Here is a 15,403-nt window from a genome sequence, read left to right as displayed (position 1 = left end):
ATGAATTTAAAAGAAGAAGCTTTAAAATACCATTTAGGTGGGAAAATTGATATTGTGCCAAGTAAGCCAATGGCTACAAGTTATGATCTATCTTTGGCGTATAGCCCAGGAGTTGCAGAACCTTGCCTTGAAATCGCTAAAGATAATGAGCTTGCTTATACTTATACAAACAAGGCTAATTTGGTAGCTATAGTTAGCGATGGTTCTGCTGTTTTAGGACTTGGAAACATAGGAGCACAGGCTTCAAAACCTGTTATGGAAGGTAAGGCTTGTTTGTTTAAAAAATTTGCAAATGTAAATGCTTATGATATAGAAATTAATGTTCATAGTGTGGAAGAGATTGTAAATTTTTGCAAGGCTTTGGCTCCGACTGTGGGTGGGATAAATTTAGAAGATATAGCTGCTCCAAAATGTTTTGAAATTGAAGCGGCTTTGCAAGATTTAGGAATTCCTGTAATGCATGATGATCAGCATGGAACGGCTATTATTTCAACTGCGGGACTTATGAATGCTATGGAGATAAGCGGTAAAAAATTTAAAGACATTAAGGTGGTTGTAAGTGGCGCAGGTGCCGCAGGTATAGCAAGTGCTAAGATGTATAGAAATTTAGGGGTTGAAAATATTATTTTAGTAGATAGCAAAGGTGTTGTTTCTAAGGATAGAAATGATTTAACTCCTCAAAAGCTTGAATTTGCTGTTGATTCTAAGGAAAAGACTTTAAAAGAAGTTTTAAAAGGAGCTGATGTTTTCCTAGGACTTAGTGCGCCAAAAATTCTTGATGATGAAATGGTTTTAAGTATGGCAAAAGATCCTGTAATTTTTGCTTTGGCAAATCCTATCCCTGAAGTGATGCCTGAAGATGTGGCTAGACTTAGAAAAGATGCGATTGTAGGAACAGGAAGAAGTGATTATCCAAATCAAATCAATAATGTTTTAGGTTTTCCTTTTATTTTTCGCGGGGCTTTAGATGTGCGTGCAAGTAAAATCACTGAAAATATGAAAGTAGCTGCTGCTAAAGCATTAGCAGATCTTGCAAAACTTCCTGTAAGTGATGCGGTTAAAAAGGCTTACAATCTAAGTACTTTAGAATTTGGAAGAGATTATGTCATACCAAAACCTTTTGATGAAAGAGTAAAAGCTGCAGTAAGTACAGCTGTAGCAGCAGCTGCGGTAAAAGATGGTGTGGCTAAGGTAAAAAATTTTAACGAGAAAGCTTATTTTGAAAGCTTAAAATGAAAAATATTCATTGTATCAATCATCCATTGATCGAACATAAATTAGGAATTTTAAGGGCTAAAGAGACAAAGCCCTTTCAATTTCGCATGTTAATCGATGAAATTTCATCTTTTTTACTTTTTGAAGCGAGTAAAGATTTTTCTTTAAAAGAAATTGAAATTTCAACACCTATACAAAAAACTACAGTAAAAAAACTTGATGAAAAAATTATGATTTGCCCTATTTTAAGAGCTGCATTAGGAATGCTTGAAAGTGTTTTTAAGATGATTCCTGATGCAAGTGTTGGATTTTTGGGATTTGTAAGAAATGAAGAAACTTTAAAGGCGGATTTTTATTTTCAAAAACTTCCCAAAGATGCAAAAAAACGCACCGCTATTGTCATAGATCCTATGTTTGCTACAGGTGGAACTGCTATAGAGGCTTGTAATTTTTTAAAAAGCCAAGGAGTTAAAAAAATAAAATTTATATCCATACTTACTGCTTTGCAAGGTTTGCAAAAATTTAGCCAAGTGCATGGTGATGTGGAAGTTTTTGTGGCTTGTATTGATGAAGGTTTAAATGAAAAAGGTTATATTATCCCAGGGCTTGGAGATGCAGGAGATAGAGTGTTTAACACTCTTTAAAAGAGATGATTTTTGGAAAAATTGATTATATTAATCTTTTACCTTTACATATATATCTTAAGAAATATCCCCTACCTAATGGTTATAAAGCAAGTATGGAGTATAAAAAAGGAGTTCCAAGTAAGCTAAATAAAGATTTATTTTATAGAAGAATTGATGCAGCTATCATTTCAAGCATAGAAAGTGCTAGAAAAAAATATAAAAATTTAGATTTGGGTATTTGTGCTAATAAAAGAGTTTTAAGTGTATTAGTAGAAAAAAATACATCAAATGCCAAAGATCCAAGTTCAGCAACTTCAAATGCTTTAGCTAAAGTATTAAAACAAGATGGAAAAGTAATTATAGGTGATAAGGCTTTAAAGCTTTATCTAAAAGATCCTTCTAAATATATCGATTTATGTGCAAAATGGCACGAAAAAACAGGATTGCCTTTTGTTTTTGCTAGATTTTCTTGTGTGCAAAAAAAAGCTTTATATAAACAAATTTTGAAAAAATTTCCAAAAACAAAGATTAAAATTCCTTATTATATACTGCAAAATTATGCCAAAACAAGGGATTTAGATATAAAAGATGTTAGATATTATTTAGATGAAGTTATATATCATAAAATTTCTACCAAAGAAAAAACAGCCTTAAAGCGTTTTGTAAAGGCTTGCAAGGCTTTAAATCTTGTTTAGTGTTCAAATTCTCTAAGTTCTTTAACTGTTCCAAGGAGTATTACAACATCTCCACTATAAACTGTCGTGGTTTCTAAATCAGGCAATATTTCCCAGTCGCTATTTAATTTTTTATAAGAAATCACTTTCATATTTTGTGCTATATGTTTTAAAGAATTTCCTGCTAATTTTTCATCTATATTGATCTTAATAGCTCGTATAGTATTTGCTGAAAGATCAAAAACTTCATAATCAGCATCTTTAGTTAAAAATTCTTTTACTAGTCTTTTAGCACTTTCTTTTTCAGGATAAATAACCTTTGTTGCACCTAACTTAGAAAGAATTTGACCATGGATATTAGAGGTTGCTTTAGCAATGATATTTTTAACACCTATATCTTTAAGCGCCATAAGAGTAAGGATTGATTTTTCAACATTTTCTCCTATGCTAACAATAACAACTTCAACATCATGAAAGCCTGCTTCTTTTAGGGCTGAAATATTTGTAGAATCTAAAATATAAGCATAGCTTGGAGGATTTTGTATACTTTTTAAAGCTTCCTCATCTTTATCCGCAACGATAACAGTATGACCTCCAGCAATGAGTTCATCTGCTACAACTGATCCAAATTTTCCAAGTCCTATGATTCCATAATTAAGATTTTTCACGATTTTACCTTTATAAATTAACCTTTCCTTCAGGGAATTTTAAATGAATAGCTTTGTCTTGTTTGAATACCGAGAGTAAAAAAGCAAAAACACCTATCCTGCCACTTAGCATCATAATGATGATAATCACCTTGCTAGGATCGCTAAACAAAGCGCATAAAGATAAAGTTCCACCATTTCCTACCGAAATTCCTACCGTTGCAAAAGCTGAAGAAGTTTCAAAAAGTAAGGCTATAAAATCAAAATTTGACTCTAGCAAGGAAAGCAAAATAACAGCTATTACTATATAAACAGCTGAACCTACAGCTATAATAAAAGCTTTAGATATAGTTTCTCTTGGAATTTCATGTCCAAAAATTCTAACTCTTCCATCTCGGATACTCCAATAAGCATAGAGCAATAAAACCATTACAGTTGTTACTTTCATACCCCCAGCTGTTCCTCCTGGTGCACCACCAATAACCATAAACAATGATCCAAAAAATAAGCTCGCATCATGCAAATGTCCCATATCTAAGGTGTTAAATCCTGCTGTGCGGTAATTAATAGCGATAAAATATGAGCTTAAAATTTTATCAAAAAATGAAAAATGTCCTATAGTTTGAGGATTTGAGTATTCAAAAGCAAAAATAATAAGCGTTGAAGAGAAAATAAGAAAAATACTTGCAACAACAACCATTTTTGTATGTAGGCTTAAATTTTGCAATTTTTTTCTTTGAAAAAAGTATAATTCAACCAAAACAAAATATCCAAGCCCTCCAATAATAATCAAAGAAGTGATAATAAGATTAATTGCTATATCATGTTTGTAAGCTATAAGTCCATGTTCAAATATGGTAAACCCAGAATTATTAAAAGCGCTAATAGAATGAAAAATTCCAAACCATAAAGCTTTCTTAAAATTCATTTCAAGGGCAAAACGCATGGTAAGAAGTATAGCACCTATCAATTCTATAGTAAAAATGAACAGTAAAACCTTTTTAAAAAATTTAAATAAACCATCCATTGATGGATAAAATAAAGACTCTTTTAGTAAATTTCTTGCACTAAATCCCACTTTTTTGCGTATGAGTATATAAACAAACAAACCTATACCCATATATCCCAAGCCTCCAATTTGTACCAAAGCTAAGATAATAATTTGTCCTGCTAAGGTAAAATCAACCGCAGTGTTCTTAACTGCCAATCCTGTCATACTAACAGCAGATGTGCTTGTAAAAAAGGCATCTAAAAAATCAATAGGAGTTGTATGTGCCCAGCTTGAATGTAGCAATAAAGCCCCAAACAATGCAATAATAATATAACCAGCTAGTAAAATTTTAAAAGTTCGTCTATCTAATCCAAATTGTTTCAAAAAATTTCCATTTGATAATGATCTAAAGCGGGTATTCTATCTTATTAAAACTTTAAGGGAAATAAAATTTTATTTTTGTATTTAAACTTAAATTAAAGAAAAAAAGATACAATTACATTTTTACTTTATCAAACTAAGTGGTTGGATAGCTCAGTCGGTAGAGCAGCAGACTGAAAATCTGCGTGTCGGCAGTTCGATTCTGCCTCTAACCACCACTTTATCTTTCAAAAAATCACATCACATATTTTTTTACACAAGACCGAAATATTTAAAGGACTAAAAATTATTATTTTAAAGAGAGAGTCTATAACTTATAATAGAATGGTGGATTTAGCAGGACTCGAACCTGCGACCAACCGGTTATGAGCCGGTTGCTCTAACCAACTGAGCTATAAATCCGCCTAAGTTGAATTAAAAGATAAAATTATATCTTATTAATGCTTAAAAATATTTTATTTAGCCTTTATATCCATCCAAAAATATCTAAAAGTGATTAAATGCTGTAAAATTCCAAAAAAAATCATAAAAATAGTAAAAGAACTTCCACCATAACTAAAAAAAGGCAAAGGGATCCCAACTACTGGTGCAAAACCTATAGTCATTGAGATATTTACTGCCGCATAAATAAAAATAAATAATGCAACACAATTAATAGCAACTCTAGTAAAATAATCATCTTTAAGTTTATAATTTAAACTAAGTAGATGAAAAATAAGTAAAATATAAAATATAATTAATGTCAATCCCCCAATAAATCCAAATCTTTCTATCATATAAGCGAAAATAAAATCACTAGTTGAAATAGGTAAAAATTTAAAATGAGTTTGCGTAGCTTCATCTTGAGATTTTCCAGTTAAACCACCATTTCCAATAGCTATCATTGATTGGGCTACTTGATAGCTTGGTTTTTCTGAAATAAAATCATGAATTCTTTGCTTTTGGTAGGGCTTTAAAAGATGTGTATAAATAATAGGAGAACTAACACTTATAGCTATAACAATACTTAACCAAATTTTATAATGAACTCCCATGATAAAAAGCACTCCAAAACCAACAAGTAGTAAAACCATAGCACTTCCTAAATCAGGTTCTTTTGCAATTAGCAAAAAAGGTAAGATGATGTAAAAGCTAAGTTTGATGAATTGTTTAAGTTTGTATCCATTTTTTGGAGGAGGATTTTGATAAATAAGATAAGCAAGCATTAAAATAAAACTAGGTTTAAAAATTTCAGAAGGTTGTATAGTAAAGTGAGTAAAAGGAATTTCAAGCCATCTTTTAGCACCTAATTTTTCAACCCCAAAAATATCTACGCTTAGCAATAAAAAAATATTAATCCAATAAGCAACTGGAATAATCCAAATAAATTTCCTTATGGGAAAGAAGAAAAAAACCATAAAAGCAAACAATCCCACACAGGCATAAACAAACTGTTTTTCTGCTAAAAAAGGATTAGCTTCAAAGATCAAGAAAAATGAAATAAGAATTATGGGTAAAAATAAAATGGGTTGCATATAGTCAAAATGAGTTAAAATTCTTCTATCTAATCTAAACAAAATTTGCCTTCAGTTAGTAATATAAAGCTATAATTATAAACTAAAATTTTAAATTTATCAAAACCTCCAAGGAAAAAATGCAAACTTTTTTAGTAGATGAAAATTCAAGGCTTGATGTGTTTTTGGCTAAAAAATTAAACCAAAGTCGCAATCAAGTTGCTTTACTTATAGAAAAAGATTGCGTACAGGTTAATTATAAAATTCAAGATAAAAATTCATTTAAGCTTAAAAATGGTGATATTATTTCTATTGTAAGTTTAAAGCTTTACGATGAGATAAAACCTCAGTTTGAAGTGGATTTTGATATTGATGTGTTATACGAAGATGAAGATTTGCTTGTTTTAAATAAACCTTCAAATTTAGTCGTTCATGGAGCAAGTAGTGTTAAAAATGCCACTTTGGTGGATTGGTTGATAGAAAAAAAATATACTTTATCAAATTTAGGAGGAGAGATAAGAGCTGGTCTTGTTCATAGATTAGATAAAGATACAAGTGGGGCTATACTAATAGCGAAAAATAATTTCACCCACCAAAGATTAAGCGAACAGCTTGCAGATAAAAGCATGGGAAGAATTTATCTTGCGTTAATTGATTTGCCACTAAAAGAAGATAAAATTATAGTAGAAAAATTTTTAATGCGTTCGCCTTCTAATGCTATTAAAAAAATAGCCATAGATAAGGAAAATAAATTCAGTAAAAATGCAAAATCAGCTTTCATAAATGTAGTAAAAACTGAAAATTTAACTCTGATGGCTGCTAAGCTTTTTACAGGAAGAACTCATCAAATTAGAGCGCATTTGGCTAGTTTAAATCGCCATATTTTGGGCGATAGTTTGTATGGTTATAAGGGTAAGTATGATTGTAGGATAATGTTGCATGCCTATTTTTTGTATTTTATCCATCCAAAAACTAAAGAGCAAATTTTTGTTAAAGCACCTTTGATGGAAGATTTTAAAAACATTATGTTTGAACAAATTAATTTAGGAGAGAATGATGAAAAGATTTCGCTTGAGTTTTTACTTGAGTTTTTTAACTCTTTTGCTTAGCGCTTGTAGTGTTTCGCAAATGAATTCGCTAGCTTCAAGTAAAGAGCCTGCCGTAAATGAAAGCTTACCAAAGGTTGAAAGTTTAAAAAGTCTTGGTGATATGAGTAATATTGCTTTTGAATGGGAGCCTTTATATAATGAAAATATCAAAGGATTTTATTTGTATCGTTCTAGTGATGAAAATCCTGATTTTAAACTTGTAGGCACTATTAAAGATAAGTTTCAAACTCATTATGTAGATACTAAATTAGAGCCTGGTACTAAGTATCGTTATATGATGAAAAGCTTTAATGAGCAAGGACAAATTTCAGAAGATGGCAAGGTTATAGAAGTGAGCACAGCTCCAAGACTTGAAGCTGTTCCTTTTATTCAAGCTGTGACCAATTTGCCTAATCGTATTAAACTTATTTGGCGTCCGCATCCTGATTTTAGGGTTGATTCTTATATTATTGAAAGAACTAAAGGTGATGATAAAGAATTTAAAAAAATTGCAGAAGTAAAAAATCGCTTAAACGCTGAATACATCGATAGTGATTTAAAACCTAATGAAAATTCAAGTTATAGAATTATTGCTGTGAGTTTTAATGGGATAAAGAGTGAGCCAAGTCAAGTTGTAAGTTCTACAAGCAAGGCTTTACCCCCTCAAGTTGAGCATTTAAGTGCTAGCACAGATGGTTCTAATAAAATCATTTTAACTTGGGATGCTCCTACGTATGAAGATTTTTCTTATTATAAAGTTTATTCTACGAGCTCAAGCTTCCTTCCTTTTAGTGTTTTGGCAAAGACTGATAAAAATTCTTATGAGGATATAGTAGAAGGAGCAGGTAAAAGCAAGTATTATAAAGTAACAATAGTGGATAAAGATGGTCTTGAAAGTCCTATGCCAAAAGATGGTGTAGAGGGTAGAACTTTAGATAATCCTTTGGCTCCTAGTATTATTTTGGCTCAAAGCACAAGCGAAGGGATAAATTTAGAATGGAGTGATAATGATACTAGAGCTGTTGAATATGAAGTAAGACGCTATGGTGGAGAGCAAAATGCAGTTTTTAAAGGCATTAAAGAAAAGCGATTAAAAGATGTAAAAGCTTTACCAGGGGTGGAATATAGTTATGAAGTTATTGCTATTGATTCGGCTGGGCTTTGTTCAGAACCTTCAAGCAAAGTTAAGGCGGCTCAGTAGTGCCAAATTTTAGAAGCAAAAAGATCAAAGAAATGAATCTGCCTTATAGCAAGGATGATGTTGAATTTCTTTGGCTTGCTAAGAATGATAATGTTAGTCTTATTTATACAAAGGTTCAAGAAGAGAGTTTTTTTCTGCAGATTAAAAAAGCACAAAATGGTTTTGTGATTAAAGGCGATAAATATACAAAACCTTCTAAAATAGGTTATCTACAAAAGGCTTTAAAAATCTTTAAAGAAGGTTTTTGTGAGGATATTATCAATGAAGCTTTTGGACTTAAAAACAATGCTTTAATTGAAAAAACACCATTTATCGTTGATAACTTTGATGAACTTTTATCTAGACTTCAAGGTAAAATTTATATAGAAATAGGCTTTGGATCAGGAAGACATTTGCTTTATCAAGCAAAAGAAAATCCAAATGTTTTAATTTTAGGGGTGGAAATTTACAATCCAGCTTTAACTCAAGTAGCTAAACTTGCTAAGGCACAAAATGTAAATAATATTTTGCTAATCCAAAGTGATGCGAGATTGTTATTGAGTGTATTAAAATCAAAATCAGTTGAAAAGATTTTTTTACATTTTCCTGTTCCTTGGGACAAAAAGCCTCATAGGCGAGTTATTGGGAAGGATTTTTGCAAAGAATGTGCTAGGGTTTTAGTTCAAAATGGTCGTTTTGAGCTTAGAACAGATAGTTTTGAGTATTTTAATTTTACTTTAGAGCAATTTTTGACTTTTCCTGCGCCAAAATTTAGTCTTAGAAAAAATGAAAATTTAGAAATTTCAAGCAAATATGAAGATAGATGGAAAAAGCAAGAAAAAAATATATATGATCTTTGGGTGTGGAATTTTAACCAAGACTGTAAAAATTATGAGTTAAATGAATTTAATCTCTCATCGGTTGAATTTTCTAGAGAGGATTTAAAAAAAATAGAGCAGAACTTTAAAAATATTACTATAAAAAAAGATGATTTTTTCTTGCATTTTGAAAGCATCTATAAACAAGATGAGAATTTGCTTTTAAAGGTTGCTTTTGGAGCTTTTAATAAGCCTGAACATTGTTATTTGCATCTTGATAAAACGATTGATTTTGCTTTTAAAGAACCATTTAAAATTCAAGAAAACATTAAAGCGGTAAATGAATTAAAAGAAATTTTAAAAGTTCAGTTTAAAATATAATTTTTCTTGAAAATTAAGCAAAAATAAAGCATAATTTAAAAATTTAAAAAGGGAAATTAAGGAAAAAGGATGCCTAATTTAATCCAAGCAAATAAACTTACTTTAGGTTATGATGAACTAGTTATTAAAGAAGCGAGTTTTGCTTTTAAGGATGATGATTTTGTTTTTATTACTGGTAAAAGTGGGAGTGGCAAGAGTACGCTTTTAAAGTCTTTTTATGGGGATTTAGAACCTATTTCTGGCAAGCTTGAAGTATGTGGATCTTTGATGAATAAAATTGGAAATTTAGAACTTTTAAAATTGCGTCAAAGAATAGGGATTATTTTTCAAGATTATAAACTTGTACAAGAATATAGTGTTGAAAAAAATGTTATGTTGCCTTTAATGATTAAAGGTTATAGTAAAAAAGTATGCCATGATCAAGCTGCTAAGCTTTTAAAGCATGTAAATTTAACTTTTAAAGCAGATAAATTGCCTAATCAACTTAGTGGTGGTGAGCAACAACGCGTCGCTATGGCTAGGGCTTTAGCTCATAATCCAAAGCTTTTGCTTTGCGATGAGCCAACGGGAAATTTGGACGAGTATTCTTCTGATATTATATGGACTCTTTTAAAGTCTGCTAGAGAACTTTTAAGAACTTGTGTTATAGTGGTAACACATAGAATTCCTAGCAATTTAAGAGTGGATTATCGTCGTTTTAATATAGAAAATGGAAAAATGAATGAAATTTTTTAAAACACATTTATCTTTAATTTTATCTTTATTGTTTATGATGTTTGCTTTTGAGTTTATTTTGATTACAAATGCAACTTTAAAACATTATGAAGAACTTGTTAATAAAGATTATAATATTATAGTTGTCAGTAAAACTGAACTTGATCAGAATGTGGTAAAAACAAAAGTACCATTTTTTGCTGGACTTGAATCTTTAGATCCTAAGGATTTAATCGATCGTTTGAAAAATGATGTTTCTGAAAAGAATTTGAAAGTTTTAAAAGATTCTCTGCCAAAATTTTATACTTTAAAATTAAATTCTTTGCCTGATCAAAATGAACTAAATTCAATTAAAAATCAACTTTTAAATATTGTAGGTGTTAGCAGGGTTGAAACTTTTTCCAAAACCCATGATAAGATATATTCCTTACTTATTTTGATGAAATTTGTTTTTTGGTTATTTTTATTTATCATTATTTTACTTGCCTTTGTTTTGTTTTTAAAACAGATGAGAATTTGGCTTTATGAACATACCGATCGTATTGAAATTATGTGTTTATTTGGAGCTCCGTTTTGGTTTAGATCTTTTATGCTTTATAAGGTAGTTGTGGTTGATTGTTTTATTGCTTTTATTATTTTGCTTGCCTTTTTTACCCAAATTTTTGATCTTTCTATTATCCAAGAAAGCTTAAAGGCTGTAGATATTATTTTTCCACCTATTAATTTTATTTTACATTTGACTTTAATTTTTTTAGCTACTTTGTTTATTTGCTTGTTGTGTGTAAATACGGTTATGTTTAAGGTTAAAAGATGAGAAAAAACATTCTTATCTTTTTTTGTTTTTTTTTATTTGTTGATATAAGTTTAGCAAATGCTATAAATGAAAAAACAAAAAGTTTAGAAGAAAATAAACGTATACAAGAACAGCTAAACAAAAAACTTGAAGATTTGGCTAGTGATATTTTAAATGGTGAAAAAAGTTTGAAAGACTTAAGCTTACAAATTGAAGGCTTAAATTCACAAACTTCTAAGCTTGAAGCAAGCGCTAAGGCTCAAAATCAAGAGTTAAACACCCTTACAAGCCAAAATGAAGATTTGCTTAAAAGTAAATCAAATATGGAAAGTAAGCTTATATCTTTAATGGCTAAAGATTTTGCTTATGATTTACCTATCCCTCAAGGCTATATTGAAAGTGAAGAAAGTTTTATGGCTTTTGAAATTTTAGGAAGTTTAAACAAAGTTTTAAATGAAGAAATTTTAAAAATTTCTAAAGATTATGAGGGAGTAAATAGGCTTATTGATGATAAACAAGCTCAGATTAAGAAAATCAATGATAGTCTTAAGGATTACAACGCTCAATTAGCTAAACTTCAAAGTTTAAAACAAAAACAAATTAGTGAAATCAACAAACAAAAAACAGATCGAACTATATATGCAAAAAAACTTGATGACTTACAAGCTCAGCAAGAAGAGCTTAGAAAAACATTAAATCAATTAAAAATTATTAATGATAAAGAAAATGTAAATTCAAGCAAAAATGATACTAAAATAGTAAAAAATAATCAACAAATAAGACAATTAGGTTCAAGCTATCAAGGAGGTTCAGTCAAGCGTTACACAGGAAAAAAAACCATAGCTCCATTGGATTCTTTTACTGTGAAGCAAAAATTTGGAAATTATGTTGATCCTGTTTACAATCTTAAAATTTTTAACGAGAATGTAGTTTTAAGAAGCAATAAAAGCGATGCAGTTGTTAAAAATGTGCTAGATGGAAAAATAGTTTTTGCCAAAGATACTAGTATGTTAGCTCGAGTTGTTATTGTTGAACATGATAATGGCATACATACAATATACGCACATTTAGATAAGATTGCTCCTAATATTAAAGTTGGTAAGAATATTAAAAAAGGTGCCGTAGTGGGTAGAATAAAAAATGATCTTACTTTTGAAGTAACTCAAAAAAATTTTCATATCAATCCTTTGGAACTCATTAGCTTAAATTAGCTAAATTTAATGGAATTTAAAATATAATTTCAAGTTAAATAAGGAGAAATAATGCAAGAGAGAAAAAGAGTTTTAGTAAAATTTTCAGGAGAGGCTTTAGCAGGTGAAAATGGCTTTGGCATAGAAAATTCTATTTTAAAATTCATAGCTTCAGAGATTAAAGAACTTGTAAAAAATCAAATAGAAGTAGGCATAGTTATAGGTGGTGGCAATATTATTCGTGGAGTAAGTGCTGCTAAGGGCGGATTGATTAAAAGGACAAGTGGCGATCATATGGGAATGCTTGCTACGGTTATCAATGCTATTGCCATTCAAGAAGCCTTGGAAAGCTCTGGGCTTGAAGTGAGGGTTCAAAGTGCTATTCAGATGGAAGCATTTTGTGAAACTTATATTATGAGAAGAGCACAAAGACACTTAGAAAAGGGTCGTGTTGTGGTTTTTGCTGCAGGCACTGGAAATCCTTATTTTACTACAGATACAACAGCTATTTTAAGAGCTGTAGAAATTGATGCAGATATGGTAATAAAAGCTACAAAAGTTAATGGAGTTTATGATAAAGATCCAAAAAAATTTGATGATGCAGTATTTTTAAATACTTTAAGTTATGATGAGGCTATGCAAGATAATATTAAAGTGATGGATGATACAGCGATAGCTTTAGCTAAAGACAACAAACTTCCTATAGTGGTTTGTAATATGTTTGAAGAGGGTAATTTGCTTAAAATTATACAAGGTGATACTAGCCTTTGTTCAATCGTTAAAAATAATTAAGGAGAAAATTATGGATAAAAGAATAGAAGAAGTAGCGGCAAAAGCTTTGGAAAAAATGGGCAATGATAGATATCGTCTTTCTTTAGTGGTGGCAAAAAGAGCAGAGCAATTAGCAAATGGTGCGACTCCTTTAGTGGATTTTGATAAAAATAAAAATAAACTTGCAGATATAGCTTTATATGAAATTGCAGAAAATAAAATCACTTTAGAGGGTTTAGTTGAAACCAATCGATGAAGAATTATTACTTGAACAATTAATCGATAATGTAAAAAATTGTAAAGATTTAGAAGCTGCTAAGGTTTTACTTTTCGAAATTTGTGGCCACGATGCCATTCTTGAAAAAGCAGTAGATTACTGTATATTTTGCCATGAAGGGCAGTTTAGAAAAAGTGGAGAGCCTTATGCGGTACATCCTATTTTAGTAGCAACACTGGTTGGATTTTTAAGTGAAAATAAAAGCAATATTTTAGCTGCTTTATTGCATGATGTGATCGAAGATACAAACTGCACCGAAGAAGAACTTAGAGAGCAGTTTGGTTCTGAGGTTTTAAAACTTGTTTTAGGGCTTACTAAAATTATAGAAATTAGAGAAGATAATCTCATTTCATCAAAATCTAAAAAAAGTTTAACTAAATCAGCCTTGACTTTCAGAAATATGCTTTTAGCAAGTATTGAAGATGTTGGGGTTTTGATTGTGAAGTTATGCGATAGACTGCATAATATGCTTACTCTTGATATTTTAAGAGAAGATAAGCAAAAAAGAATCAGCGAAGAAACTTTAGTTGTATATGCCCCAATAGCCCATAGACTTGGTATTTCAAGCATAAAAAATTATTTGGAAGACCTTAGTTTTAAATATCTTATGCCAGATGAGTACAAGCTTATTGACAATTATATCAATTCCAACAATCAAGAAATGCAATTAGGTTTAAATGAATTTATTTCTAAAATCGAACTTTTATTTTTGAGCAATGGCTTTAGACAAGGTAGTTTTGAAATTCAAAAACGCATTAAACATAGCTATTCTATTTATCTTAAAATGCAAAGAAAAGGCATTGGTATTGAAGAAGTTCTTGATTTACTTGGGGTAAGAATTTTGGTTGAAAAAGTAAGCGATTGTTATTTAGCTTTGGGAATTTTACATACACATTTTAATCCCTTGGTTTCGCGTTTTAAGGATTATATAGCCTTGCCTAAACAAAATGGTTATCAAACCATACATACCACACTTTTTGATGCTAAAAGTATTATAGAAGCACAAATTCGAACTTTTGATATGCATAAAATTGCGGAATTTGGTATAGCAGCGCATTGGAAATATAAAGAAGATGGTAGCGTGGTTGCGCCTCGTCTTGATTGGCTTACAGATATTTCAATGCAAAGTATAAACAATCTTGAAAATGCAGAAGATTATAATGCTATTGAACTTTATGAATATGCTAAAGATAGTCTTTATGTTGAAGATGTTGCAGTTTATTCTCCTAAGGGAGAAATTTTCACTTTGCCTCGTGGTGCAACGGTTCTTGATTTTGCTTATGAAGTGCATACCAAAGTAGGGCTTCATGCAAAAAGTGCTTATGTAAATCGTATTAAAGTACCTTTGTTAACTGAGCTTAAAAATGGCGATATTGTGCGAGTGGTTACTAGCAATGATAAATTTTATCGCTGTTCTTGGATAGATAGTGTTAAAACAGGAAAAGCAAAAGCAAGTATAAGGGAATTTTGTAAGCAAAAAATCAGAGAGATTAATCTAGCAAGTTCTATTAATATGTTAAGTTTTATTTTTGGAGTTGATAAAAACAGAATTGAAACTTGGATAGAAAAAGAAAATTTAGCCAGACGTATTAGACAAGTAGCAACAGATAGTGCTTATTTGAAAGATATAGTTAATGGTCTTAAAAAATACGCCAAGAAGTCATATTGGTTTGATAAATATGAGATTAAAGAGCAAAAAATAGGAAATTTTACTCTATATTGTAACCATAAAATCGCTAATGTGGATTTTGATTTTTGTTGCCATCCAAAAAGAGGTGATGCTGTTTTAGCTTTTGTTAAAGGTGGTAACGCTATTGTCCATCATAAGCTTTGCGATAGAGCTGATAAAATGATAGATAATAATCAAGATATGGTATTTATAAAATGGGATTCTAACATCCCTAAATCTTATAAATTGATTTTTTCTTTGGAAAATAAAAAAGGTGTTTTAGCGGAATTTTTGGCATTTTTAGCTAAAATGCAGATAAATTTATTAACAATTAATTTATCAAGTGATTTAAATTCGGCGGTAGATTATTTTGAGATTACAATGGAAATTCCTGATAATATCAACCCAGATAGTGTCAAGGATAGGTTAAAATCTCGTTGTAAGATTTTAGATTTTACATCTTTAAATGATGCTTATAAAGAAGGTTAAAAAGGT

15 protein-coding genes and 2 tRNA genes are annotated in these 15,403 nt (G+C 30.3%); 13 read left to right on the top strand and 4 right to left on the bottom strand.

What is annotated here, in order from left to right:
• Genes AJ885_RS09310 through AJ885_RS09300 form a run of 3 tightly spaced genes read left to right on the top strand, consistent with a single transcriptional unit; the run spans position 1 to position 2,536 of the window.
• Positions 1-1,236: a malic enzyme-like NAD(P)-binding protein gene (locus AJ885_RS09310; RefSeq protein ID WP_070210006.1), complete on the top strand. Its 1,236-nt coding sequence runs from the start codon at positions 1-3 to the stop codon at positions 1,234-1,236.
• Positions 1,233-1,859, top strand: a complete 627-nt coding sequence (gene upp / locus AJ885_RS09305; RefSeq protein ID WP_070210007.1) for a uracil phosphoribosyltransferase — start codon at positions 1,233-1,235, stop codon at positions 1,857-1,859. Before AJ885_RS09310 ends, upp begins: the two co-directional genes overlap by 4 nt.
• Before the next feature lie 5 nt (positions 1,860-1,864).
• Positions 1,865-2,536, top strand: a complete 672-nt coding sequence (locus AJ885_RS09300) for a menaquinone biosynthetic enzyme MqnA/MqnD family protein (protein WP_070210008.1) — start codon at positions 1,865-1,867, stop codon at positions 2,534-2,536.
• Here the strand turns inward: AJ885_RS09300 and AJ885_RS09295 are convergent.
• Together AJ885_RS09295 and AJ885_RS09290 are read right to left on the bottom strand one after the other, a co-directional pair.
• Positions 2,533-3,183 (bottom strand): potassium channel family protein, encoded by a 651-nt coding sequence (locus AJ885_RS09295; RefSeq protein ID WP_070210009.1) that lies wholly within the window; start codon positions 3,181-3,183, stop codon positions 2,533-2,535. The genes AJ885_RS09300 and AJ885_RS09295 overlap by 4 nt on opposite strands.
• Positions 3,184-3,193: 10 nt before the next feature.
• Complete coding sequence (locus AJ885_RS09290; protein ID WP_044778992.1) at positions 3,194-4,537, bottom strand: TrkH family potassium uptake protein; 1,344 nt, start codon at positions 4,535-4,537, stop codon at positions 3,194-3,196.
• A 139-nt stretch (positions 4,538-4,676) separates the two neighbouring features.
• Between AJ885_RS09290 and AJ885_RS09285 the strand changes: the two genes are divergently transcribed.
• Positions 4,677-4,752, top strand: a tRNA-Phe gene (locus AJ885_RS09285).
• Positions 4,753-4,859: 107 nt separating this feature from the next.
• On the opposite strand, the gene AJ885_RS09280 is transcribed toward AJ885_RS09285, so the two are convergent.
• Positions 4,860-4,936, bottom strand: a tRNA-Ile gene (locus AJ885_RS09280).
• A gap of 53 nt (positions 4,937-4,989) precedes the next feature.
• Positions 4,990-6,090 (bottom strand): FtsW/RodA/SpoVE family cell cycle protein, encoded by a 1,101-nt coding sequence (locus tag AJ885_RS09275; RefSeq protein ID WP_044780131.1) that lies wholly within the window; start codon positions 6,088-6,090, stop codon positions 4,990-4,992.
• A gap of 77 nt (positions 6,091-6,167) precedes the next feature.
• Here AJ885_RS09275 and AJ885_RS09270 point away from each other — a divergent pair, with 77 nt between their 5' ends.
• The 9 genes from AJ885_RS09270 (at position 6,168) to AJ885_RS09230 (ending at position 15,397) form a co-directional block, all read left to right on the top strand.
• Entirely contained in the window at positions 6,168-7,136 is a 969-nt protein-coding gene (locus tag AJ885_RS09270; RefSeq protein ID WP_070210338.1) for an RluA family pseudouridine synthase, read from the top strand.
• Entirely contained in the window at positions 7,081-8,316 is a 1,236-nt protein-coding gene (locus AJ885_RS09265) for a fibronectin type III domain-containing protein (protein WP_079860292.1), read from the top strand. Before AJ885_RS09270 ends, AJ885_RS09265 begins: the two co-directional genes overlap by 56 nt.
• The gene (gene trmB / locus AJ885_RS09260) at positions 8,316-9,494 is read left to right on the top strand and encodes a tRNA (guanosine(46)-N7)-methyltransferase TrmB (protein WP_070281175.1); all 1,179 of its coding nucleotides are present in this window, start codon (positions 8,316-8,318) and stop codon (positions 9,492-9,494) included. The genes AJ885_RS09265 and trmB overlap by 1 nt, the downstream gene beginning before the upstream one ends.
• 69 nt (positions 9,495-9,563) lie before the next feature.
• Complete coding sequence (locus AJ885_RS09255; RefSeq protein ID WP_070281169.1) at positions 9,564-10,229, top strand: cell division ATP-binding protein FtsE; 666 nt, start codon at positions 9,564-9,566, stop codon at positions 10,227-10,229.
• Entirely contained in the window at positions 10,216-11,022 is an 807-nt protein-coding gene (locus tag AJ885_RS09250) for an FtsX-like permease family protein (protein WP_070210335.1), read from the top strand. The genes AJ885_RS09255 and AJ885_RS09250 overlap by 14 nt, the downstream gene beginning before the upstream one ends.
• On the top strand, positions 11,019-12,212 hold the full coding sequence (locus AJ885_RS09245; RefSeq protein WP_070210334.1) for a murein hydrolase activator EnvC family protein: 1,194 nt from the start codon (positions 11,019-11,021) through the stop codon (positions 12,210-12,212). Before AJ885_RS09250 ends, AJ885_RS09245 begins: the two co-directional genes overlap by 4 nt.
• A 51-nt stretch (positions 12,213-12,263) precedes the next feature.
• The gene (gene pyrH, locus AJ885_RS09240; RefSeq protein WP_002871033.1) at positions 12,264-12,983 is read left to right on the top strand and encodes a UMP kinase; all 720 of its coding nucleotides are present in this window, start codon (positions 12,264-12,266) and stop codon (positions 12,981-12,983) included.
• Between the two features lie 10 nt (positions 12,984-12,993).
• Complete coding sequence (locus tag AJ885_RS09235; RefSeq protein WP_002853464.1) at positions 12,994-13,218, top strand: DNA-directed RNA polymerase subunit omega; 225 nt, start codon at positions 12,994-12,996, stop codon at positions 13,216-13,218.
• The gene (locus AJ885_RS09230; RefSeq protein WP_070210333.1) at positions 13,202-15,397 is read left to right on the top strand and encodes a RelA/SpoT family protein; all 2,196 of its coding nucleotides are present in this window, start codon (positions 13,202-13,204) and stop codon (positions 15,395-15,397) included. The genes AJ885_RS09235 and AJ885_RS09230 overlap by 17 nt, the downstream gene beginning before the upstream one ends.
• The last annotated feature ends 6 nt before the right edge of the window (positions 15,398-15,403 follow it).

Origin of the sequence: Campylobacter sp. BCW_6464 (assembly GCF_001762775.1) — a bacterium.
Lineage (GTDB): Bacteria > Campylobacterota > Campylobacteria > Campylobacterales > Campylobacteraceae > Campylobacter_D > Campylobacter_D jejuni.
Note: the sequence above shows the minus strand (reverse complement) of the source record. Positions and strands in the feature narration are given on the sequence as shown.

Coding starts and splice junctions, on each gene's coding strand:
- pyrH (WP_002871033.1), top strand. CDS start 12,264: ATGCAAGAGAGAAAAAGAGTTTTAGTAAAATTTTCAGGAGAGGCTTTA.
- AJ885_RS09265 (WP_079860292.1), top strand. CDS start 7,081: ATGATGAAAAGATTTCGCTTGAGTTTTTACTTGAGTTTTTTAACTCTT.
- AJ885_RS09245 (WP_070210334.1), top strand. CDS start 11,019: ATGAGAAAAAACATTCTTATCTTTTTTTGTTTTTTTTTATTTGTTGAT.
- AJ885_RS09270 (WP_070210338.1), top strand. CDS start 6,168: ATGCAAACTTTTTTAGTAGATGAAAATTCAAGGCTTGATGTGTTTTTG.
- AJ885_RS09250 (WP_070210335.1), top strand. CDS start 10,216: ATGAAATTTTTTAAAACACATTTATCTTTAATTTTATCTTTATTGTTT.
- upp (WP_070210007.1), top strand. CDS start 1,233: ATGAAAAATATTCATTGTATCAATCATCCATTGATCGAACATAAATTA.
- AJ885_RS09255 (WP_070281169.1), top strand. CDS start 9,564: ATGCCTAATTTAATCCAAGCAAATAAACTTACTTTAGGTTATGATGAA.
- AJ885_RS09235 (WP_002853464.1), top strand. CDS start 12,994: ATGGATAAAAGAATAGAAGAAGTAGCGGCAAAAGCTTTGGAAAAAATG.
- AJ885_RS09300 (WP_070210008.1), top strand. CDS start 1,865: ATGATTTTTGGAAAAATTGATTATATTAATCTTTTACCTTTACATATA.
- AJ885_RS09310 (WP_070210006.1), top strand. CDS start 1: ATGAATTTAAAAGAAGAAGCTTTAAAATACCATTTAGGTGGGAAAATT.